Below are 21,650 nucleotides of genomic sequence, written 5' to 3' on the forward strand. Positions count from 1 at the left end.
GGGAATCTTGAGGGTTCTGTGAGGTCGCGTGGCAGGCGCGAGTCGCGCGCTCGGTCGTGCGTGCGACCTCACAGAAGCCGGATTGAACGAAGCTGCGGAGTTGTGGGCGCTATGGGAATAGCGCCGCGGATGCGGCTTCTGGGAAGGCGCGCCTGAGGTCGCCGCGCGTCGGCGACACATTCATCGGATGTGAAGGGCCCAATTGATCGGGCCAAGGGCGCGATCCAGCGAGCGGATTGCTGCGCTGGAACGCGTGGCCGAACGATTGGCGGGGTGTTTGGTGACGAACGCGGCCACGGCGACATCGAACGTCACCGCTGAGAAGCGGACCACGGAAGGGGTCGATGGTGCAGGTGTTGGTCATGACGTATCACAACGAAACGGTTGGTCGCGCGCGCTCGCTCGTGGGACGACATCGACGCGCCGCATGGTGCCGCCGCAATGTGGGCAGACGGGGATCTCGCATGTGGCGAGGGGATCGGGGGCGGCTTCTTGATCAGTTGGCGCGTTGCAGACAGCAAGGAGTTGACGGCAGAGGGCGATCTTATCGTTGCGGCCGCCGTTGGCGAGGAAGCCGTAGTGCCGGATGCGGTGGAAGCCGTCCGGCAGAGTGTGCAGTAGAAAGCGGCGAATGAACTCGTCGGCGTCAAGCGTCATTACCTTGGCTTTGCGATTTTGCCGATAGTCCTTCCAGGAAAAGCTCACCTTGCCGTCGGCAAGCGAGATCAGCCGACTGTTGGCGATGGCGACGCGATGCGTATAGCGGCCGAGATAAGCCAGCACCTGTTCGGGCCCGCCGAATGGTGGCTTGGCATAGACGACCCAGTCGGTCCGTCGAAGTTGATTAAGGCGCGCGGCGAATGCAGCTGGATCGGCGAGATGGGCGAGAGCGCCGAAGAAGCCCAGCTCGCCAGCCGCGAAGGCAGCTTGCAGCTCTTGCAGAAACAGGCGGCGGAACAGCCGGGAGAGAACGCGCACTGGCAGGAAGAAGCCGGGCCGGCAAGCGACCCAGCGCGTGCCGTCGAGCGAGGGTCCACCGCCCGGCACGACGCAGTGGATATGCGGATGGTGTTGCAGGGTCTGGCCCCAGGTATGGAGGACGGCAGTCACGCCGAGCTGAGCGCCGAGATGCTTGGGGTCGGCTGCGATGGTGGTGAGCGTCTCGGCCGCGCAGCGGAACAGGATGGCATAGACGACGGCCTTGTTCTGGAAGGCGATCTCTCCGGCGGGGGCCGGCATGGTGAAGACGACGTGGAAATACGGTACGGGAAGGAGTTCAGCCTGCCGTTCGGCGAGCCATTGCGCGCGCGCCGCGCCCTGGCACTTCGGGCAATGCCGATTGCGGCAGGAGTTATAGGCGATGCGTGTGGCGTCGCAGTCATCGCACTGCTCGACGTGGCCGCCGAGCACAGCCGTCCGGCAGGCCGTGATCGCGCCCATGACGCGCCGCTCGACGCGGCCCAGATGCTCGGCACGGGCTTGCCGAAACGCTTCGCCGTGGCGGCGGAAGATATCCGCCACTTCCAGAACCGGAGCCATCAGGTCCGCTCAGCCGGGCGGCACGACCTCCAGGCGGAGCCGGTCAAGCGGACTTGGCGTGTTGCTGATGGTCTTTGTGGCGACCTGAGTATAGCGCGCCGTGCTGGCCAGACTGGCATGGCCGAGCAACATCTGGATGATGCGCACGTCGGCCCCGTTCTCCAGGAGATGGGTCGCGAATGTGTGCCGCAACGTGTGCACCGTCACCGATTTGCTCAAGCCGGCTGCCGCACAGGCTGAACGGCAGGCGGCGTGCAGCACGTTCGGGACGAGCGGGCGTTCGTCGTCGCGGCCGGGAAACAACCATCGCTTTGGCCGAGTGAGCCGCCAATACGTCCGCAGAATCCTCAAAAGCTGCGGCGAGAGCATAACGTAACGGTCCTTGCCGCCCTTGCCGTGCTCGACCCGGATCAACATCCGTTGGCTGTCAATGTCGACAACCTTCAAGAGGACCACTTCCGATACGCGCAGTCCGGCGGCATAGACCGTCGTCAGCGCGGTACGGCTCTTCAGGCTCGGGATCGCCTCCAGAAAGCTCACCACCTCGTCGGCGCTCAGAACGACCGGCAACTTGCGCGGTTGGCGCGCATAGGCGATGCGTTCCGGAACGGTGTCATGACCAAGCGTCACACCGTAGAAGAACCGCAGCGCGCAGACGATTTGGTTCAGCGCCGGCCAGGACATCCCCGTCGCCACCAGATGAACCTGGAAGGCACGGATATCCTCCAGGTCAAGGCGGTCGGGAGAGCGACCGAAATACCGGCTCAACTTCGCTACGGCGTTGAGGTAGGATTGCTGCGTCGCCGGTGACAGATTGCGGACCGTCATGTCCTCGATCATACGGCGGCGAAGTGGGCTGATCTCAGCCATCGGAAAACCTCCTGTCTGAAGGGTTGGGCTTCGAAAACCCGCAATCCTCTCAGACAGGAGGCAATCCTTGCTATGGCTCCCTACATGCCGCGACAGCGGCTTCGTTCAATCCTAAAAAATCGCGGAAATCCAATAATCTGCCAAAGTAGTGCTAGAGCTCCGGGGTAGAGGTATGCCACGCGCCAGACTTTATTGGACGATGGTCGCGCGAGCACGACCAACGGCCACGTGGTGGTGGCAATGACACCGATGAACTCGCGCCGCTTCATTGAACGGGCTCCAAGACCCGAGCAGGGGAACCTAACGCGTTCCAACCCAGCTTACAGTCTTGAAGGGGCGGCGGGAATAATATTGTGCATGTGCGGTCCGGGTAATGCGAAAAACTCAACGCGAGAAAATCTAGTCCCTGCGCTCACCGAGCGGACCTCAATGGGAGGTGCTGCCACGTTGCTGAAGGCCCAATGCGGAAGTGACGCATTCATTCGATCACCTCGTCGGCACGAGTGAGGAGCGTCGCTGGCACGTCAAGACCGAGGGATTTTGCGGTATGCAAGTTGATCACCAGTTCAAATTTAGTCGGCGCTTGAACGGGCAATCCGCTTGGTTGAGCGCCCCTGAGAATGCGATCAACGTAAGGCGCAACTTGACGATACAACTCCGCAACAACCGGTCCATAGGAGAACAAGCCACCGTCGGCAGTTGCCGAACGAAATGGATATATCGCTGGAATTCCATGCCGGGCCGCACGCTCGATCACCATCGCACGGTGCACCGCCATAAAGCTGTCGGCCATAGTGACAAGACCCGCCCCCTGTTTGTGCGCGACTGCCGAAATGGCCGAGTCGATCTCGGCATCACTCCGAACCGGACTGATGAAGGGTGTGATCGATAGGTCTCGAGCGGCGGCTTCGAACGCGCGGTAAAAATATGCGCCACCGTCAGGGGCCGTGTCGGGATTGAACAAGCCCGCCGCTCTCACAACCCTAGGATCGATTTCTTTAAGGAGGGAAAGCCACTTACCCGCCATGGATGGTTCAAAGTTTACGAAACCCGTTATGTTGCCGCCAGGCTGCGCCAAATTCTCGACGAAACCTTCACCAATAGGATCAGCAACGACTGTGAAAACTATGGGGGTCGTTCGAGTTTCTTGTTTAACGGCTGCGGTGGTGGGCGTGGAGGTGGTCACGATGACATCGGGTTGCCAAGCAAGCAACTCCTTTGCAAATCGGTGGGTGAGCTCAGTATCGGCGCCACTCCAGCGCACTTCGATGTTCACGGTCCTACCGTCCGTCCACCCGAGCTTCTCTAAGCTCTGTTCAAATACCTTCAGGCGTGCGTGTCCCATAGGATCAGCGTCAGAATACAACATCAGCACTCCGATCCGTCGCAGCCGGCCACTTTCTTCTGCATGTGCCGCAAGTGAAGAGGAAGCTGTTGCGGCGCCTAGAAGGGTAATAAATTCCCGTCTGTTCATGCTGCCCTCCGATTGAGGTTACCAATATTAAAGGGCGAAAGCCGCATAAACGGAACGGGCGTCTTCCGGTTTCCCCCTTTCCCCGGTGTAGAACCATCCGGCATGTTAGCAGATCAGTTCAGGCCAAGGAGGGAGAGAAATCGCAGCCCCGGAACAATGAGGATCCGCCTGGCTCAATCCCATCTGCGCGACTCGACCGAGCTCCAGATACAGGAAACAACGCACTCGGATAACGTCAGCCCAATTCCATCCGGACGCCCTTGCCGCCATTGAGCAGCCGCCTGAGATGAAAACCGGCCAACGGATCCTCTGAGTGCATGCCGACCAGCGCGGCAAAGGCGGGCATCGCCGCGACGTCGCCGGCCTCGAGCTTGGCGAAGGCCGCGGCATATTGCGCAACCGCCGGCGCCTTGGATCTCGCTGTCGATAACGGCTCGTAGGCGCGTAGCGGTTCAGAGCGGCCGCGCAGCATCAGATCGCCGACGGGACGGCCTTCGAAATTCTCGGACAAGTTTGCAACGGTTGCGCTGACGCAAATTCTCGTGCCCAAGAACTTGTTGGCTGCTTCCAGCCGCGCCGCCGTGTTGATGGTGTCGCCGTAAGCGGTGTAGTCGAAGAAGCGGCTGCCACCGAAATTGCCGACCAGGGCGGTACCGGTGTGAACCCCGATCCGGGTGACACCAAAATTGACGCCCTTTTCTCGCCACCGCAGGCGGAACGCCTCGGCCCAGGCGTCGAGTGCGTGGGCGCATGCGACTGCGCGCGTGGCATAATCGGGCTGGTATGAAGGGGCATTGAAGAGCACCTCGATCGCATCGCCGATCACCTTGGCCACCGTCCCCTCGTGCGCGAAGACGACCTCGGTCATTCCACCCACATATTCGTTGAGCATTTGGCCCAACGCCTCGGGCGCGGTTGTTTCAACCATCGTCGTAAAGCCGGTGATGTCGGTAAAAATAGCGGCAACGTCACGCCACTGCACAGCCATGCTCTCATCGTCGCTATTGGCGATCAGGCGTTTGGCGAGCTCAGGCGAAAAATAGCGCGATAGCGAGGCATGTGCCCGCTCGGCTTCGGCTTGCCGGCGCCGCGCCTCCCGGAGAACCTCGATGTGCCGGATCGTCTTCTGGATCGTTGTCTCCAAGTCCGCGAAGTCGATCGGCTTGGTCAAGAAATCGAACGCGCCGCGGTTCATCGCGGTGCGAATGTTGCTCATGTCGCCGTAGGCCGAGACGATGATGGTGGATTTCTTATCCTCGGCTTCCTGCAGCTTGGCGAGGAGCGATAGGCCATCCATCCGCGGCATGTTGATGTCGGACACCACGAGGTCGACCTGGGGGTGTTGTTCGATCGACTGCAGGGCTTCAATGCCGTCACGCGCGAACGTGAAGCTGACCAGCCCATCGCGAATCTGCCTGCGGAACTTCTGCAGGACCAGGGCCTCCAGATCAGGTTCATCGTCCACAAACAGGATGGTGGCGGTCATGCGGCCTGTCCCAGCCTCGTGTCAATCTCTCGCCGCAGCATTGTGAAGTCGATCGGCTTGGTCAGGAGGCCGTCCGCGCCGCGCTCAATCGCTTTCTTTCGCGTCTCGGCGTCGCCGTAGGCGGTAATCATGATGACCGGCACATCCGGCCGCTTCGCGCGGACCTCAGGCAGCATCTCCAGCCCGCTCATGCCCGGCATATTGATGTCCGAAAGGATCAGGATCAGCGAAGGTTCGCGGACCTCCGTGGCGCGCTGCAACGCCGCTGGCGCAGAAGTTGCGAACTCCATACGGAAGCGGCCGGCGCGCAGGTCGCGCCGGAACTGCTGACGAAACAGGACCTCAACGTCAGGTTCATCATCGACAACGAGAATAGAAAAGCTCAACTTCTGCCTCCCGTAGTATCTGATTGTGCCGCCAGCTTCCGCGGCAGCGTAATGATAAATTCGGTGAAAACCCCGGGCTCAGTCGCAACCTCGATTTTGCCGCCGTGCTGTTTCACGACGATGTCGTGGCTCATCGAAAGCCCAAGGCCCGTGCCCTCGCCAGCTGGCTTGGTGGTGAAAAACGGATTGAAAATCTTCTCCCGGACCTCCTTGGGGATCCCGGTGCCGTTGTCCCGGATGCGGATCGCGACCTTGTCGCCAAGGGTCTTCGTGCTGGCGCTGAGTGTCGGCTCGAACCCGTCGGCTTCGCCTTGCTTGCGTTTTGTCGCGGCGTAGAAACCGTTGGAGATCAGATTGAGGAGAACTCTGGTGATCTCTTGGGGGAAGATGTCCACCAGGCCGGCGCTCGGATCGAGGTCGCGTTTGAGCGTGATGTTGAATCCGGGGCGCTCTGCGCGCGCGCCGTGGTAAGCGAGGTTAAGGCTTTCCTCGACGATTGCGTTGATGTCGGCTGGCCGATGCTCACCGCTTCCCTCGCGCGAGTGCAGGAGCATGTTTTTGACGATGGAATCGGCACGCTTGCCGTGCTGTACGACCTTTTCGAGGTTGGCCTTCAGCATCTGCGTGAGTTCGTCGATTTCTCGGCGCGTCCCATTGTCGATCGCGGCCGACTTCAGCATATCGGTCAGTTCGTCGATTAGCTCGTTTGATACCGAAGAGAAGTTGTTGACGAAGTTGAGCGGATTCTTGATCTCGTGGGCAATGCCGGCCGTGAGCTGGCCGAGAGATGCGAGCTTCTCGGTCTGGATCAGACGGTCCTGTGCGGTGCGAAGGTCAGCTAATGCCTTCTCGGCTGCGTCGCGCGCGGCGCGTATCTCCTCCTCTGCGCGCTTGCGCTCGGTGATGTCGCGGTAGATCAGCACGAAGCCGCCGGCTGGAACCGGGTTGTGGCGGACTTCCAAGACTCGTCCATCAGGGCGGGTGCGCTCGATCGTCGACTGGCGCTCGGCGTTGGCAGTAAAGTTCCGCAATTCAGTATTCAGATCGACATCGCCGAAATCGCCGCTTTGAACCAGATGCGCGATGTAGTCCTGGTAGGTCCGCGACGTCGCAAAAAACGTGTCCGGAATATCGAGGATCTGCTGCAGGTTGCGGTTCCACGACACGAGCCTGAGCTCACCGTCGAACATGACCACACCGTCACCCATATTGTCGAAGGTCACGCGTAGCTCCGATTGCCGCCGCGCCAGCTCCTTAGTTCGGCCCTCGACCTTGGCCTCCAGGTCCGCATAGGACTCCTGCAGCCGCGCGCCCATGTCGTTGAATTGATCGGCCAGCCTCTCCAACTCGTCGCCGGTCTTGATGGAGATACGCTGGGAAAAGTCACCGCCGCCGATGCGCTCTGCGCCTGCACGCAAGGCCTGGATCGGGCCGACCATGCGCCGCGCCAGGAAGATGCCGGCCAGCACCGCGAAGATCGAAGCCGCCAACAGCACGATGACAAGCCGTTGCAGCGCTGCATACAGCGAAGCGTAAGCCTCCTGCACCGGAAGCTCGACGAACATGGTCCAACGCAGCGGCGCGATCGGCGCAGATGCCGTCAATACCTCCTGCCCCTGAATATTCAATGCCCCCTTTATATCGTCAGATAGGCCGCCGTTCGCTTGCGCGGCCTGCACCTGCGGAAGCCTCGACATGTCGGTGTTACGGAGCACAAGACTAATGTCGGGATGAGCGATCAGGCGCCCCTTCGAGTCGACTACGTAGGCACGACCGTGCTTGCCGACCTTGATCTGCGAGACGACGTCCCAAATCAACTTGAGATTGACCTCAGCGATGCTGACGCCGGCCTCTTTTCGGGTGCCCGTGACCGCAAGCGTCATGTAGGGCTCGGACTCGCGCCGGAAGTACACTGGGCCGTAATAGACCTTGTTGGCCATGGCCTCCGTGAATTTTGGATCCTTAGAGAAGTCGAGCCCGCTGTCGATGACATTCATCGCGAGCCGCGATACGCGCAAGCGTTCCTTTCCGTTTGAGTCCAACTGCGCCAGCTCGGTGATCGCCGGCACCTGGCGCAACAGCCGCAGCGCATCGAACCGACGCTGCTCGATCGAGCCCGCCGACCACGGCAATTGAGTGGTCCAGCCGAGCTGGCTCTCGATTTCCTTGATGAACTGGCCGATCTTGGCTGCCGCCGCCACCGCCTGCTCATGCTGGATCCGGATTAGCGCCGCCCGGTGCTCCCGATAGTAAAAGATGACCTCGAAAATGCCGTTCGAGAGCAGCGCGACGCCGACTACTGCAACGAACAACGCGACATATTTGATGAATAGCCGACTTCTGCTCTTGCCGCCGGCGGCGGCCTTCTCCTGTCCCAGTGCGCTCGCCGCGGGCACTGGTGTCAGCGCCGGCGGCGGCGGCGTATCCTGGTGCAGGGAAATGGTCATGCTCGCATTCTACCAAGACGGCAGTCGGTTGTCCCTTGCCGCAGTGCAGCAGATTCCCGACCGTTTCGTTCGAGAATAGCGCCGGCACAGGTAAGGGGGCGATTGCGGGTTCAACGGTCCAGGAGCCTTTATCATTTGAACACTGACGCTCAGCTCGAAGTTGATTGGCTCCTGCACGGGTAAGTCTCGGCGGTGCGAGATCGAAGCCGCCATAACAGAACGAGTTGACGTCCGATCTGCCGGGTCTGGGCGAGCAAACTCCACACCAAGCGAGCATGACATTTTGTTCAGTTTCATTCGATCACTTGGTCGGCCATCAGCAGAACCTGCTCGGGGATGGTCAGACCAAGTGCTTTCGCGGTGTGCAGATTGATCTTGAACTCGAATGTCGTTGGCCGCTCGACCGGCAGGTCGGCCGGTTTGGCGCCTTTGAGGATGCGATCGACGTACTGCGCCGCCATGGTGAAGAAGCTTGGAATATTCGGCCCGTAACTCATCAGCCCGCCCAGGCTTACATAGCTGTTGACCTGAAAGATGGTGGGCAACGCGAATTTGAGCGCAATCTGCGGCAAGACCGGTCGCGGCGGATCGGCCAGAACGTACACCACCTCGCAATTTGCGTCCTTCATTTGCACAAAGGTGGCTTCGATGTCCTCGGGATTGCGCGCAGTGAAACCCTCTGCCGCAATCCCGGTCGCGGCGGCTGCGCGCTTTGCTACGTCAAGCAAAGCTGGATGCGTCGGATTATCTGAGATCAGAACGCCGATCTTCTTCGCGTTTGGAAAGACGAGCCTGAGAATGTCCAATGTCTTGGCCGTGAGATCGCCGAACATGTTCGCCACGCCGGTGATGTTTCCGCCGGGATGCGTGAAGCTCTTCACAAAGCCGGATCCGATCGGGTCGGTCGCCGGAGCCATGACTATTGGAATACCGGACGTCGCCTTTTGTGCCGCCGCGATCGCGGGAGTTGCCTCGGCGATGATCACATCGGGCCTCAGTGCTATCAGCTCGGCGACGAGCTCCGGCAGCACTGCGTACCGCCCATTCGCTTCACGGAAATCGACAATGAGGTTCTTGTCTTCATCATATCCCATACTTGCAAGCGCGGCGCGGATCATCTCGCGAATCACCGCGCCATTGCCAGAGGTCACCAGCGCCACGCGCCAGGTCCTAGATGGTTCGGCGCGCGCTGTGTCAGCTGCAAGAATGAGACAAGCAGAGCCGGCCGTTAGAAACTCTCGCCGCCTCATTCGATTACCTCGTCAGCGCGTGTGAGCAGTGCTCTTCTCCCTCTCCGAGTAACGTCGACCGCGTGAAACGCGATTTATGTCTGCCGAGAGCTCAGCCGCTCGTCGTGGCTGCTCGAAGGAGTCGACACAGGAAATAGCGACGCTGAAAATACGATGTGACGCTGCGCTCGCCTGCCTGGAAGCTAAGGGCGGGTGTCCGCCCTGAGGAAGTGCGCCGCCGGTCGCTTGCGCCTTCGTTGGCTCGCAAAGAGTCGATCAAAGCGCTCGCGGAACAGCAATCCCGGTGGATTACCGTCAGCAATGTTGACGAACCGGAGAGCCGTCTGCAAACGACCTCCGCGTCCAAGGCGCAGCGCAAGGCATGTCGCCGCGGTTGGTATTTCGATGACACCAGAAAGGACATGCTCGAGCTTGCCAGGCTCATCAACCAGAAGGCAGTTCCCTTCGAGCGTAGGCATCCAGTGCTGGCCGCCTTGCCGAATGAGGCGCGGTGTTGGGAACTGTTCTTATGGGCTGGATGAGGTCAGAACCCAAGTCGGACGGCTCAAAGTGGTTCAGACGGGTCGGCGACGACATTGGTCTGAGGATGAGAAGCTCAAGATCGTTCCAGAGAAGTTCGAAGACCACTACGAGACCGCGCTGATCGATCTCGCCAAGTAGCCGCGTGCCGCCGGCAACGTAGTCAACCTCATGAACGCATTACGCGCGAGCTTCGGCCAGGCCGGGCCGACGAACGTACAAAGAAGTCAAGACGGCGGCTGCGGGCCAAACCCGGTAGTAGATGCGTCATTCAATCACTTGGTCGGCGCGTAGCAGGAAGGTGGGGGATAAGGTTATCCCAAGCTCCTTGGCTACCCTGAGGTTCACCGCCAGCTCAAATCTGGTTGGTTGTTCGACAGGAAGTTCGGCAGGGTTCGTGCCACGTAGTACTTTCCCGGCCAGCTGCCCAATTCGCCGGAAGACATGCTCTTGACGAGGGCCGTACGCCAGAAAAGCGCCGTCTTTGACACTGGAAGATTGTGGGTAGGCGCAGGGCCGTGGCCTTCGCGAATATGGCTCNGACGATTGTTGTTCAGGAATGCGCTGGCGAGGATGTTGACGGCCTCGGCTCCCGCCGCTTTGGCCGCGTCGAGCGTCGATCCAGTCTCATTCGAGCTATCGACACGATGAATAAACAGTTCGACACCACCAGTGCGCGCCGAAGCCTGAAGCGCCTGCAGATGATCGGCCATTGCCACGCTGTCGGTGAGCACCGCCATGTGGTGAGCGGTGGCAGCACCTCCATAAGAATTTGTTGACGTTTGCCGTCGAGTTCGCGCGCGAGGATGCTAATTCCCGTGGTGTTACCGCCATGATTGGCCATTGAGCTGACGTGGCCTTCCAGCACCATGTCGTCAGTAACACCAATAATGGGGATTGTGTGCGTCGCCGCTTGGGCAGCATAAATGGCCAGAGCCCCACCCGCGAGAATCACGTCCACCTTGGACTGAGCCAGCTGCGCGGTGAGCGATGAGAGTTCATCGGGTCTGATCCCAAAACCGCGTTCGTCGACGATGACATCGCGACCTTCGATGAACCCGAGCGCCTGCAGTTCGTCAATTGTGGCGGCGTACATGGATTTGGCGCGTGGCGTTAGGGACAAGACGCCGAGCCGATAAGGTCGACCTGCCTGTTGCGCAAGCGCAGCCAGCGGCCACCCCGCCGCTGCACCGCCGATCACGCCGATGAACTCGCGCCGCCGCATTGTCGCCCTAAGGATCAGAATGGCGGCAGTATAGCTATCCGAGCTCGAGATCTGGAAGACTTTAGGGAACCACTGAACGAAATACGTTGGGGGTCGCCAATGTCATGTTTGGGTCTTTTGCGTCTATTGGCCCGCCTCCCATGTCCGGTCCGCCTCTGGCAACAGACGCTACGTCACCGAGGCGGGTCGTCGCGCACGGGCCAACTTTGGGCTCTTGCACCGCATGGTAAGGCTGCATCACTCGATTACCTCGTCGGCGCGCAGCAGGAATACCTCTGGGATCTTCACCGCAAGCGCCTTGGCGGTCTTGAGGTTGACCGACAGCAGCATCTTGCTCGGAAACTCTACTGGCAGGTCGCCCGGCGGCGTGCCGTGCAGGATCTTGACGACGAAATAGGCGCTGCGGCGGTAGCACCAGCGCAAATCGACGCCGTAGCTGATCAGCCCGCCGGCCGCCACGTGCTCGCGATATCCGTAGATGGTCGGCAATCTCTTCGCCACCGCCAATTCGGCGATCCGCCGGCTCAGGCTCAAGAGCAGCGTGGTCTGGAGCACGATGACGACGTCAACGTACTGGCTTGCCAACGCCTGCATCGCGCCGTCGATCTCTTCGCTCCTGTTGACGTCGGCCGTCGCGATCGTCATTTCCAAAACCTTGGCCGTAGCTTCCAGCTCTTGTGCCTGGGGTGGGGCCTTTGGATCCCGCAGGTTTGTAAGCAGTCCGACCCGTTGTGCGCCCGGCGCAACCTCGCGCACGAGTTCCATCTGTTTGGCAGGCAATCCCGCCACATAGGGTTCTATCCCGGTAACGTTGCCGCCCGGCCGCGCCTCGCTCGCGACCAGGCCGAGATGCACGGCGTCGGCGAGCGCCGGGCAGACGATTGGGATTGCCGACGTTGCCTTTCGGGCTGGGACCGCGGAGCTGACGGCGGCGGCCAGGATAACGTCTGGCTTGAGCCGAACGATCTCCTCTGCAAGCGCAGGCAAGCGGTCTAAAACGCCCTCGGCAGAGCGGTATGCCATGTCAAAGTCACGGCCTTCAACGTAACCGAACTCCCGCATGCCGTCCAAAAAACTGGCGACGAAAGGTTGAGCAATCTGAGTTGTACCCCCGCTCAGCCATGCGACGAGCGTCGGCCTCTCAGGTGAAGCCTGCGCCGCAAGCGGCCAGACAAGCGCACTACCAAGCAGGATGAAATCGCGCCGTCTCATCGAGCGCCCTCCCTGTCTTCAGCAGGACCGAGCGAGATTGTATGCGAGCTCTCGCATTTGCGCCATGCCATTTGCCCTTCTCCCTAGCACGCGAGAATAACAGGCACGAGCGAGGTCATGTCCGGGTCAAAAGCACCGGTCAGCCATTGCCCCAAGTGAGTGAGCCCGGTCTACCCATAACTCCGGACGTTCGACCCTTTTCGAAGTTCTGCGCCTCAGGGCCAACAACGGACAGTTGTGCCGTCCTCATTCGATCAGTTCGTCGGCCTCAATGAGAATCTGTTGTGGTACCGCAAGACCGAGTGACTTTGCGGTCTTTATGTTGACGACCAATTCGAACTTTGTCGGCCGAAGGACTGGAAGGTCGTCCGACTTAGCGCCGCGCAGAATCTTACCGGCATACACCCCGACCTGGCGGTAAGTATCAGCGAGGCTGGCGCCATAGCTCATTAGCCCGCCATCGGCCGGGAACTCCCGGATGTGGAAAATGCCTGGCAGCCGGTAACGGGACGAGAGCGCCACGATCTGGCTGCGCCGGGAGTCGAAAAACGGATCGTTCTGCACCACCAGCGCATTCACGCCAGCCTTAACTAGCGCCGCAAAACCGGCTTCGATCTCGGCATCGGTAGCCGCTTCCTGCACGACCAACTCGCGACCGAGCGACTCGGCTGCGGTGGCTATCGACTGTCGGAACTGGTCGACCGCTTCGGTCCCAAAACTCGGATTAAGCAGCAGCCCGACGAGGTGCGCCGACGGTACCATCGCGCAGAGAAGCTCCAGCCGCTTGCCGCCCAGATCACCGGTGAAAAAATTGACGCCGGTGGCCATACCCGGGTGGTTGATGCTTTCGACCAGGCCCAAGCGCACCGGGTCCTGGCCAACGACAAAGACGAGTGGAACCGCAACGCCCGCCGTCTTGGCTGCGTGTGCGGCCGGATCGCCAGCCGCAACCATCACCGAAAGTGGTCGGCTGAGCAGGTCCGTGACTAGGCGCGGCAACCGGCCGTAATCGCCCTCTGCCCAGCGATACTCAATAGCGACGCTACGCCCCTCGATATAACCCATCTCTTCGAGCCCGCGGCGGAACGCATTGGTGTGAATCGCGGCTTCCTTGGGTGAGCGCGTGCTAACGAACCCGATCAACGGCTGCGCAACTGGCTGTTGTGCGCGTACTACGAGCGGCCACGCCGCCGCAGTACCAAGCAGCGAAATGAACTGACGCCGTTTCAATCGACCAAGTTGCATCCGCGCGGCAGCCCCAACGGTCTGCGACAGCATAATCATTGGCAAGGATCATGGCTATCCCCCGGATTTCGATCCGCTTTATGTCGGCGTGGGGTCACGAGCGTCGATTTGACCGGGTGCCGACCGTGTCGGAGTTACCCTGAGAGCCGACTTCGAAACAAGTGTCAGCGCCGGAGGGCCAAGAGGAGAGCAATTGCGCCGCAGCAAACAAGGTTCTATTCGATCACAGCGTCGGCTCGCACGAGGATCGATGGCGAAATTGCAATTCCAATTGCTTTAGCAGTTTTCAGATTAACAACCAGTTCGAATTTGGTCGGCTGTTCAACTGGCAAGTTACCCGGTTTGCTCCCCTTCGCGATCATGTCAACAAATTCTGCGGCTCGTCTGAACATGGCAGCGAAGTTTACGCCATAGGAAAATAGGCCGCCGGCATCGACCCATTCGCGAAAGGCAAATTCCGTTGCGATCTTATGCCGAACTGCAAATTCTGCGAGCCGTTCCCGGTCGCGATAAAACACTGGCGATGCCGGGAAAACGACAACGCTGCGGAAATCGGGCGGCACCTGTGCAAGCGCTTTTTCGTAGTCATAAGGCTGATCCAGCAATTGGACATCCGCAAGCTGCAACGCAAATTCCGGCGCGGCACTAGCTGTTGCCTTCCATTGGTCCTCCGACGCAGCGTCCCAGAACACAGTCGCCGCATGGACGTCCGGCAGAGCCTGCGTCAGAAGCTCCACGCGCTTTTTTGCGAGATCGATTTGTTGTAAGTAAAGGCCGGTCACTTCTGTTGCGGGCTGAGCGAGGCTCTTAATGTAGCCGAGCGCGAGCGGATCATAATCCACTGCGACCATCACGACAGGTATGCTGGGTGCCGCGGCGACGACGGCTGCCATCGTGGCCTGATAGATCGCCAAGACAATATCGACTTTTCGACGAATGAGCTCCTGAACCGCCCCAGCGCCACCTTCGGATTGCCGTATCGGGTTCACGAAATCCAGAGTGAGGTTCTGACCCTCAATGTATCCAAGTTCACCCAGGCGTTGACGGAATGCGGCATAAGGGGCCGACGTCGGAGATTGGATCGTGACGATTCCAACGCGCGTCATTGCCGTCTGCTGGGCGCGCAAATTGACAGCCGAGAGAATCGGTGACGCAGCCGCCCCGCCGACCAAGCTGATGAACTCGCGCCTTCTCACGGGTTTCGTCTCCCGGGTGAGAACCCGCCTGCCAAAGATTAGCACCGAATCTCGCACAAGCATCGCAGTACCCCGTTGCAACAAGCGTGACTGGTCGACTTCCGGAGTGGGTCATAAGCGCCGTTTTGGAGGCTAAACCGCCATTTCTGGCCTACCCTAAACAGCAGACGTCGGGGCCGAACGTTAGCAGGGCTCAGGAGGGCCAGCAGGAGACCTGAGCATTTGCAGCAAACTGTTGAGTGGCTACTCAATCACTTCGTCGGCGCGGATCAGGATCGAGGGCGAAATATTCAGGCCGAGCGCTACCGCTGCTCGCTTGTTGATCACAAGCTCAAAACTGGTCGGTTGTTCGATTGGCAATTCGGCAGGATTAGCGCCCTTCAATATCTTGTCCACGTAGGTTGCCGCTCGCCGCCAGATATCCTCGATATTGGCGCCATAGGAGACGAGGCCACCGACATCGACATACGACCTCAGCTCATACATTGTTGGAATGCGGCTCAGCGCGGCCAGTTCGACGATTTGGCTGGCGTGGCTAAAGAGAAGGCCCGATGCCGGAATGAGGAGTGCGCCAGCTCCCGCCGTGGCCGCTGTCTTGAAGGCTTCCGCGATTTGGGCGGCATCGCGAACCTCGACTGACAGAAGCTTCCACCCTCGTGCCTGGCCCACAGCCGCGGCTGCTGGCCACAAACCGGCGTCCGTCGAATCCCAGAATACCGCCACAACCTCTGCGCCTGGAACGAGTTCCTTCAGCAATTCCAGGCGCTTTCCCGTGAGCTCCAGAGTTTGCATGCTCATCCCGGTAAAGTTTCCACCCGGGTGGGCAAGGCTCTGAACGAACCCTTGGCGCACGGGATCAGAAGCAGCCGTCATAACGACCGGAATCGTCGTCGTTGCCTGCTTGAGTAAGGAGAGCGACGTTCCACCGCCAGTCGCGACAATGACATCGAGCTGGAGACCAGCCAGTTCGGCAACCGCCGCGATGCTGTTCGTGCCGCGCGGCTCGGTCACGAAATCGCGGCCGTACACGTAACCCAGTTCCGCCATTCCGCGCAGAAATGCACGTACGGTACGGTTTGGCGGCAGCGGCCCCGTCATGTCAGCAGTCGGCCCGCCGATGCTGGCAATTCCGATGTGCGCTATCTTCTGTGCAAGCTGAGCACGTGCTGCAATCGGCCACGCCGCAGCACCACCAACAAGTGCAATGATCTCGCGCCGCCTCACTCGAGCCCTCATCTATCAAGGCGGGATCAAGGTATCATATTATCTGACCACGACGCCCTGCAAATTGGTGCTCCGCGATCGGCAGACGGCAGCGATTTGGATCACACCCGGAAGAACTCAGGTCGAGCATATTGAGACCGGCTTCACCCCAAAGAGCAGACATTTAGCGGACACACCGGGTCGGCTGCTTGGGGCACAGAAGGCGACATCACTACCCCGGGAAATCTGACGTCGGTTTAGTTGCATACTGCTAACGCGCCATGCCGAAGTCCGAAAATAGGCGGTAAGGTATGAAGGCGGCGAGGAATATTCAGTTCGATTTCTGAAGCCGAGGTATCGAGGAGAATCACCGATGCATCGACGTGAATTCATTGGCCTCCTCGGCGCGGCAGCTGTTTGGCGTTATCTGCCGATCGCGTCTAAGCTACGCGCAGGCCGCCAGCAGTGTTGCGCATCGCACGACCCAGGCAAATCGGATTCATCTCCATTTCGTCGAACAGGGCGAGGGCCCATGATGGTCTTGTGCCACGGGTTTCCGGAGTCGTGGTACTCATGACGGCATCAACTTCCCGCGCTGTCAGCGGTCGGATTCCGTGCTGTCGCGGTTGACATGCGCGGCGCGCCCAGCAGAAGCGCGCGCCGGAGGTCAATGCTGCAATGATCGATTTCATGCGAGAGTTGTGAGCAAGGTTGCCGGCCGAGCCGTGTCACTCGCGCGCACCTGAACAGCGATTGATCTTTCGGCCATAGCCGCCCAGTGCGCGGTGCCCGGTTTGGGTCACGAGCGTCGATTGGGCTCCGAGCCGGCCGTTCGGATTCACGCCTGACAGCCTACGTGCCGGCGGTCCTCGCGCTTCTCAGCTCGGGGCTACTCCTGGACTCATGCATCGTAGCAAATGCGTCCTATTCGATCGCCTCGTTGGCGCTTGCCTGGAGCGTCTGCGGCACGGTCAGGCCGAGAGCCTTGGCCGTCCTCATATTGATGACAAGATCGAAGCGGGTCGGCTGCTGGACCGGCAGATCGGAGGGCTTGGCGCCTCGGAAGATACGATCGACATATGGTGCGGCCTGCCGGAACAGATCGACATTGTTGACGCCGTAGCTCAAGAGCCCACCCTGCGCGACGTAATACCGATAAGGGTAGACTGCCGGTAATCTGAAACGCTCAGCGAGCGCGACGATCTGAGTGCTGTGGCTAGCAAAAAAGGCGTCAGGAATCACAACGACACCACCGCGTGGTTCCGTTGCCAAGCTGGCCATTAATGCCTCGATGGCGTCTAGATCGCGCACCTCGCCCTTCACCGATGTCACGCCGAGAGAGCGTGCAGCAGCGTCAAACGGATCGAGGAAAATGACGCCGCGATCCGGCTGTGTGTCGGGGTTGACAAGCAATGCTGCTCGCGTCACGGCGGGCGCTATCTCCTTGAGCAGTTGGAGCCACTTTGCACCGATCGATGGCACGATATTGGTAATGCCGGTTACGTTTCCCTCCGGTCGCGCCAAATTTGAAACGAGGCCGCTTGCGACCGGGTCGGCGACATGCACGAACACGATGGGCGTCGTGCGCGTCATCGACAACAGGGCCTCAATTACCGCCAGCGACTGACCGAGAATGACATCCGGCTTGGACGCAGCGATTTCCAGGGCGACAGCCCGGGCACCCTCTTGGCTTCCAGCCGACCAGTGATCATCAATCCGCAGATTGTCGCCTTGTTTCCAGCCGAGCCCACCGAGCACTTGCTGCAATGCTGCCGAGGCGGCCACATACTCAGGGGTCTTTGCCACCGCCATGACGATAGCGAGCTTGCGCACCTCGGGCTGCGCGCGCAGGCCAAACGGCACTAGTGCGGTACCGCCGACAAGTGCGATGAAATCTCGCCGCTTCATGATCTTCGCCTCAGGCGGACGACCCTACACTACCACATCCTTTGAAGAGGAGCCGTGTTGGGCAGCGCAGCAAACTGAGCAGGCAGATGACCGCTGGGGGTCAGATTGAGCGGTTCAAGGCCGCGCTCGGTAGCGCCTGATCATCCTCCAAAAGCTGACGCTCGGTCGGACCAGCCGGTCGGCGGCTGCGGGCCAACAACGGGAAGTCGCCGGCCCTATTCGATTACGTCGTCAGCGCGAGCAATCACCGAGGCTGGCACGATTATTCCGAGCGCCTTAGCTGTCTTGAGATTGATGCTGATGTGGAAACGCGTAGGTTGCTCGAATGGCAGGTCCGCGGGCTTGTCTCCCCTCAAAATACGATCAATAAGAGAGGTCGCGCGATCGTAAATTTCATCAAGGTCTGGGCTATAGGCCGACAAACCGCCATCGTGTACATAGTTCGCCCGCTCGTAGGCAGCCGGCAGCCGATGTTCGGCAGCAAATTCGTAGACCCGTCGGCGATTGAGGAAGGTGAGTATATCCGAGACCATGAGAATTGCGTCCGGTGGGTCGCTCACCATACTTGCGAAGGCTTCGTCAAAATCTTCCGGCTCACGCACACCGAGTGATTGCACCCGGACACCCATTGTCCGTGCGGCGGCTGCGACTCCCTGGTATCGCAGCGTCATGCCCAGATCGCTTTTGTTAAAGAGCACCGCGACGGTGCGCAGCGTTGGCACCATGTCTTTGAGCAATTCGAGACGCTTGGGAGCGAGCTCGATAGCCATATCCGAGACGCCAGTAATGTTACCACCCGGGCGCGAGAGACTTTTGACCAAGCCCAATGAAACTGGATCGCCGCCTGCTTCGGTCGTCACGATTGGAATGGTTGTCGTGGCATTCTTGGCGACCGCGACTGCCGGAAAGCTAAAAGTCATGATCAAGTCCACCTTGCTCGCGACAAGTTCCTCGGCAAGCTGTGGTAGCTGTTCAGAGTGATCCTCCCCGGCACGCATTTCGAGCGCCACGTTGCGATCGGGTATGTAGCCGTGTCTGGCAAAAGCACGCAAAATGGCAGCGCCAACGCTGGTCTCCGGGGGCAGCGCGTTGGTGCTAAGGATCCCGATATGATATACGTTTGATGCAGTCTGAGCGAGCCCTACAAACGGCCACGCGGTAATCGTGCTCGCAACGGAAGTAATGAATTCCCGGCGCTTCATGGCCAGCCCCAGCAAAGAGGGCCTTAACGTTAGCACGTCGACGAGCGGATGGCACCTCAAAAGCCAGATGGGTCGATTTCCGCCTTGGGTCATTCGCGACTGGGGCGAGCCGGCAGCGAGTCCGGTCACGTCCGCTGCGCCGCCGAAAGCGGAAGTCAATTCAGAGCGTTAGCGACATGGTGACGGGGCATTGTGGGTTGATGGCGCTGCCCAAGACGTGATTCCAGCTCCGAACCGGAGCCTCGAATCATGCGCTACGAACTCAGCGACGGACGGCGCCATCAGCCTGATGACGTCACTCGGACTGGCCGCGTTTGTTGGGCTCACCGGGATCCATGCCGGTCCGATCTTCCTCTCCGCTCTGCGGGAATCCGGCGTCGGCCTGCTGCTCGGCGGCATGGCCGTGACCCTGCTGCCGCAGATCGTCGGGTTCTGCTTCGGCCATTTCGTCCTGCGCATGAACCCAATCTTGTTGCTCGGCGGATTGACCGGCGCGCAAACGGTAACGGCGGCCATGGCCGCCCTGCAGGAGCGATCGGAAAGCCCGGCGCCCGTGCTCGGCTATACACCGGCCTATCCCGTAGCGAACATCCTGCTCACAACCTGAGGCTCGGTCATGGTGCTCGTCTTCGCAACCTGAAACGGAGTCATGATCTAAGTCAATTCCCGGTGGAGCCGGAATATGAGGGGCTGAGTATACTCCATATCATCTCCTTGATTGCGACGTGAGCCGCCCAGCTGGATGTCCGGATGGCATCGGGCCAGCTGCCACAAATCAGCTTGAACCCCCACACTATGGCCCGGCGCGCTTAAGGCGCGCGGGCCTTGTCCGGTCAGAACGGCACATCGAACTCGCCGTCGCTGTTAACTCCGGCTGTGGCTCATTCGAGCGAGCAAGCAGTTTCCGAGGGAAAATCATCTCCAAGTCTAGATTGCTCGCGACGACACGCGTTTTGTGGATCGCCCCCGCGACAAGGCTGACCACAGATGCGGAACGAAGTTTCGGCCATCCATCGCATACCGCCCGGACATCGCCGGCGACGGACGCATTCACCGCCTCAGACATGCTGCTGTTCGCGATATCGATCAGACAGCCCGAGGCCGTTGGCGCGGGCGCGGGCGCGGCAAAAGCGAAGCCGGCGGCGGCCGAGAGTTGCCGTCGATCGATCATCAGGCATCGTGAGCGGAACGCGCGTGTCATCTCAACGTGCCGACGTCGCGCGCAGTTCGCAAATGGTCACCGCTTCGGCGAAGTGACACTGCGACCCTTGCGTGTGCTCAAGAGCCTACTCATCGCCTCGCAGTACCATCAGGAGGCGTCGGAGAGCCGACGATCCGATGCCGCGACGCTCTTCGTCACTCGATGAGTATCGGACCGCGATGTCGATCCGGTCGCCCGTCTTTATTTTTATGCCGATCGAAAGTGACCACTTCCCGCTAGATGCCGCCATCATCACCTGGATGGTTTCTGCCATGCTATTCCAGAACACTCCATCGTCCTATGGATGCGGTAAGTGTTCACACTGCCTAGCTAGCACGGGAACCGCGGTCCCGGAAAACTACCACCGCAACCGATGCGACGACGATCGAGTCCAAGCGCTGAATAGGTCCCGGCGCTCGGTGTGCGAGCGGACCGGGCTTCGCGGCATTTGGCGGAGGCAGCCCCATGGTCAGCCAAACTGCGAGGCCGAACAGAACCCGAGGCCAAAACATATGGCGATGAAAAATCGAGCCGATGGTTTCAAGGGGCCGAGCACTCTCAGCTTGCGTTGGAAAATTATTGGCGAGATTTCGTTTCAGGACGTTACCTTCACTTTTTCACCCACCGTCCCGGCCTTCCCGGCGGCACGTAGATCGCGGTCTAATATTGCAGACACGGAAGTGGCTCTGCACGATCACTTCATACGGCGAATCAAGGAATGCAGCCTGCCGGTGAAGCTGCGGCTCTCGCGTGCTCACGCGCGCAGATCCTATCTCTCCTTCAACGCCTCGGATGCAACCTTGGCAAGCGGCGAGAGCAGATAGTCGATCACGCGGCGACCGTCGGTCTTGATTTCCACGGTCACGGTCATGCCCGCAGTTAGAGGGATCATCGCGCCGTCCACGTTGATCGCCTGATCTTCGAGCGCGATGGTAACCGGAAAAACAAAGCTCGGGGACTGTCCGGCCTGACTGGCAGGCGGGGCGCCGGCCGTATTGGCGGTCCGCAATTGTAGCGCTCGTCCATTCTCGCCGGGCCAAATCGATGATGCTTGGAGCGTCGGCCTCGCTGAACCAGGGTGTGGCATCGAACTCGAGACAGACGACGTTATCGGCGGTGTGGCAAGTCGCGTGGATCATTGGATCCTCCGTTTGCGGGCGCGGACGCTTATCAGCCCTTGACCAGATCCCCTAGCAAGTTCGCCGCCACCGTCAGCTTCGCGAGCGTCAGGCCACTGGCAGCAATTTCCTCGACCGAGCGGCGGATACGCGTCGCTTCGGGGTAAGC

18 protein-coding genes are annotated in these 21,650 nt (G+C 60.2%); 2 read left to right on the top strand and 16 right to left on the bottom strand.

The window, feature by feature from the left end:
• Window positions 1-360 precede the first annotated feature (360 nt).
• The 7 genes from AS156_RS26450 to AS156_RS26480 all read right to left on the bottom strand — a co-directional run bounded on the left by AS156_RS26450 (window position 361) and on the right by AS156_RS26480 (window position 9,362).
• The gene (locus tag AS156_RS26450; protein ID WP_245312562.1) at window positions 361-1,542 is read right to left on the bottom strand and encodes an IS91 family transposase; all 1,182 of its coding nucleotides are present in this window, start codon (window positions 1,540-1,542) and stop codon (window positions 361-363) included.
• A 6-nt stretch (window positions 1,543-1,548) separates the two neighbouring features.
• The gene (locus AS156_RS26455) at window positions 1,549-2,409 is read right to left on the bottom strand and encodes a tyrosine-type recombinase/integrase (RefSeq protein ID WP_066501385.1); all 861 of its coding nucleotides are present in this window, start codon (window positions 2,407-2,409) and stop codon (window positions 1,549-1,551) included.
• A 478-nt stretch (window positions 2,410-2,887) separates the two neighbouring features.
• Complete coding sequence (locus tag AS156_RS26460) at window positions 2,888-3,883, bottom strand: ABC transporter substrate-binding protein (RefSeq protein ID WP_066510653.1); 996 nt, start codon at window positions 3,881-3,883, stop codon at window positions 2,888-2,890.
• Window positions 3,884-4,118: 235 nt separating this feature from the next.
• Window positions 4,119-5,369, bottom strand: a complete 1,251-nt coding sequence (locus tag AS156_RS26465) for an adenylate/guanylate cyclase domain-containing protein (RefSeq protein ID WP_066510656.1) — start codon at window positions 5,367-5,369, stop codon at window positions 4,119-4,121.
• Window positions 5,366-5,755: a response regulator gene (locus tag AS156_RS26470; RefSeq protein WP_066510657.1), complete on the bottom strand. Its 390-nt coding sequence runs from the start codon at window positions 5,753-5,755 to the stop codon at window positions 5,366-5,368. Before AS156_RS26470 ends, AS156_RS26465 begins: the two co-directional genes overlap by 4 nt.
• Window positions 5,752-8,202, bottom strand: coding sequence for a HAMP domain-containing histidine kinase (locus AS156_RS26475; protein ID WP_066510662.1), 2,451 nt, complete (start codon window positions 8,200-8,202; stop codon window positions 5,752-5,754). The genes AS156_RS26470 and AS156_RS26475 overlap by 4 nt, the downstream gene beginning before the upstream one ends.
• A gap of 293 nt (window positions 8,203-8,495) precedes the next feature.
• Window positions 8,496-9,362 carry an ABC transporter substrate-binding protein gene (locus AS156_RS26480; protein WP_066510671.1) on the bottom strand — a complete coding sequence of 289 codons (867 nt, stop codon included), beginning with the start codon at window positions 9,360-9,362 and terminating at the stop codon, window positions 8,496-8,498.
• Window positions 9,363-9,607: 245 nt separating this feature from the next.
• Between AS156_RS26480 and AS156_RS43515 the strand changes: the two genes are divergently transcribed.
• Window positions 9,608-9,973 carry a hypothetical protein gene (locus tag AS156_RS43515; RefSeq protein ID WP_066510678.1) on the top strand — a complete coding sequence of 122 codons (366 nt, stop codon included), beginning with the start codon at window positions 9,608-9,610 and terminating at the stop codon, window positions 9,971-9,973.
• A 265-nt stretch (window positions 9,974-10,238) separates the two neighbouring features.
• Here AS156_RS43515 and AS156_RS26490 read toward each other — a convergent pair.
• The 8 genes from AS156_RS26490 to AS156_RS26520 all read right to left on the bottom strand — a co-directional run.
• The coding region (locus AS156_RS26490; protein WP_283807943.1) for an ABC transporter substrate binding protein at window positions 10,239-10,511 on the bottom strand (273 nt) is incomplete at its 5' end.
• A gap of 13 nt (window positions 10,512-10,524) precedes the next feature.
• Complete coding sequence (locus AS156_RS46100) at window positions 10,525-11,196, bottom strand: ABC transporter substrate binding protein (RefSeq protein ID WP_082747745.1); 672 nt, start codon at window positions 11,194-11,196, stop codon at window positions 10,525-10,527.
• Between the two features lie 237 nt (window positions 11,197-11,433).
• The gene (locus AS156_RS26495) at window positions 11,434-12,408 is read right to left on the bottom strand and encodes an ABC transporter substrate-binding protein (protein WP_066510682.1); all 975 of its coding nucleotides are present in this window, start codon (window positions 12,406-12,408) and stop codon (window positions 11,434-11,436) included.
• Window positions 12,409-12,654: 246 nt separating this feature from the next.
• Window positions 12,655-13,692, bottom strand: coding sequence for an ABC transporter substrate-binding protein (locus tag AS156_RS26500; protein ID WP_082747746.1), 1,038 nt, complete (start codon window positions 13,690-13,692; stop codon window positions 12,655-12,657).
• A gap of 176 nt (window positions 13,693-13,868) precedes the next feature.
• Window positions 13,869-14,849, bottom strand: coding sequence for an ABC transporter substrate-binding protein (locus AS156_RS26505; protein WP_160331143.1), 981 nt, complete (start codon window positions 14,847-14,849; stop codon window positions 13,869-13,871).
• Between the two features lie 243 nt (window positions 14,850-15,092).
• A complete protein-coding gene (locus tag AS156_RS26510) occupies window positions 15,093-16,073 on the bottom strand; it encodes an ABC transporter substrate-binding protein (RefSeq protein ID WP_066511031.1) in 981 nt (326 codons plus the stop codon).
• A 903-nt stretch (window positions 16,074-16,976) separates the two neighbouring features.
• Window positions 16,977-17,960: an ABC transporter substrate-binding protein gene (locus AS156_RS26515; protein ID WP_066510685.1), complete on the bottom strand. Its 984-nt coding sequence runs from the start codon at window positions 17,958-17,960 to the stop codon at window positions 16,977-16,979.
• Window positions 17,961-18,175: 215 nt separating this feature from the next.
• Window positions 18,176-19,162: an ABC transporter substrate-binding protein gene (locus AS156_RS26520; RefSeq protein WP_160331144.1), complete on the bottom strand. Its 987-nt coding sequence runs from the start codon at window positions 19,160-19,162 to the stop codon at window positions 18,176-18,178.
• A 289-nt stretch (window positions 19,163-19,451) separates the two neighbouring features.
• Between AS156_RS26520 and AS156_RS26525 the strand changes: the two genes are divergently transcribed.
• On the top strand, window positions 19,452-19,769 hold the full coding sequence (locus AS156_RS26525; protein WP_066510689.1) for an aspartate-alanine antiporter-like transporter: 318 nt from the start codon (window positions 19,452-19,454) through the stop codon (window positions 19,767-19,769).
• Between the two features lie 1,363 nt (window positions 19,770-21,132).
• Here the strand turns inward: AS156_RS26525 and AS156_RS43030 are convergent.
• Window positions 21,133-21,372 (bottom strand): hypothetical protein, encoded by a 240-nt coding sequence (locus AS156_RS43030; RefSeq protein WP_066510694.1) that lies wholly within the window; start codon window positions 21,370-21,372, stop codon window positions 21,133-21,135.
• Between the last annotated feature and the right edge of the window lie 278 nt (window positions 21,373-21,650).

The organism is Bradyrhizobium macuxiense, from assembly GCF_001542415.1.
Taxonomy (GTDB): Bacteria; Pseudomonadota; Alphaproteobacteria; order Rhizobiales; family Xanthobacteraceae; genus Bradyrhizobium; species Bradyrhizobium macuxiense.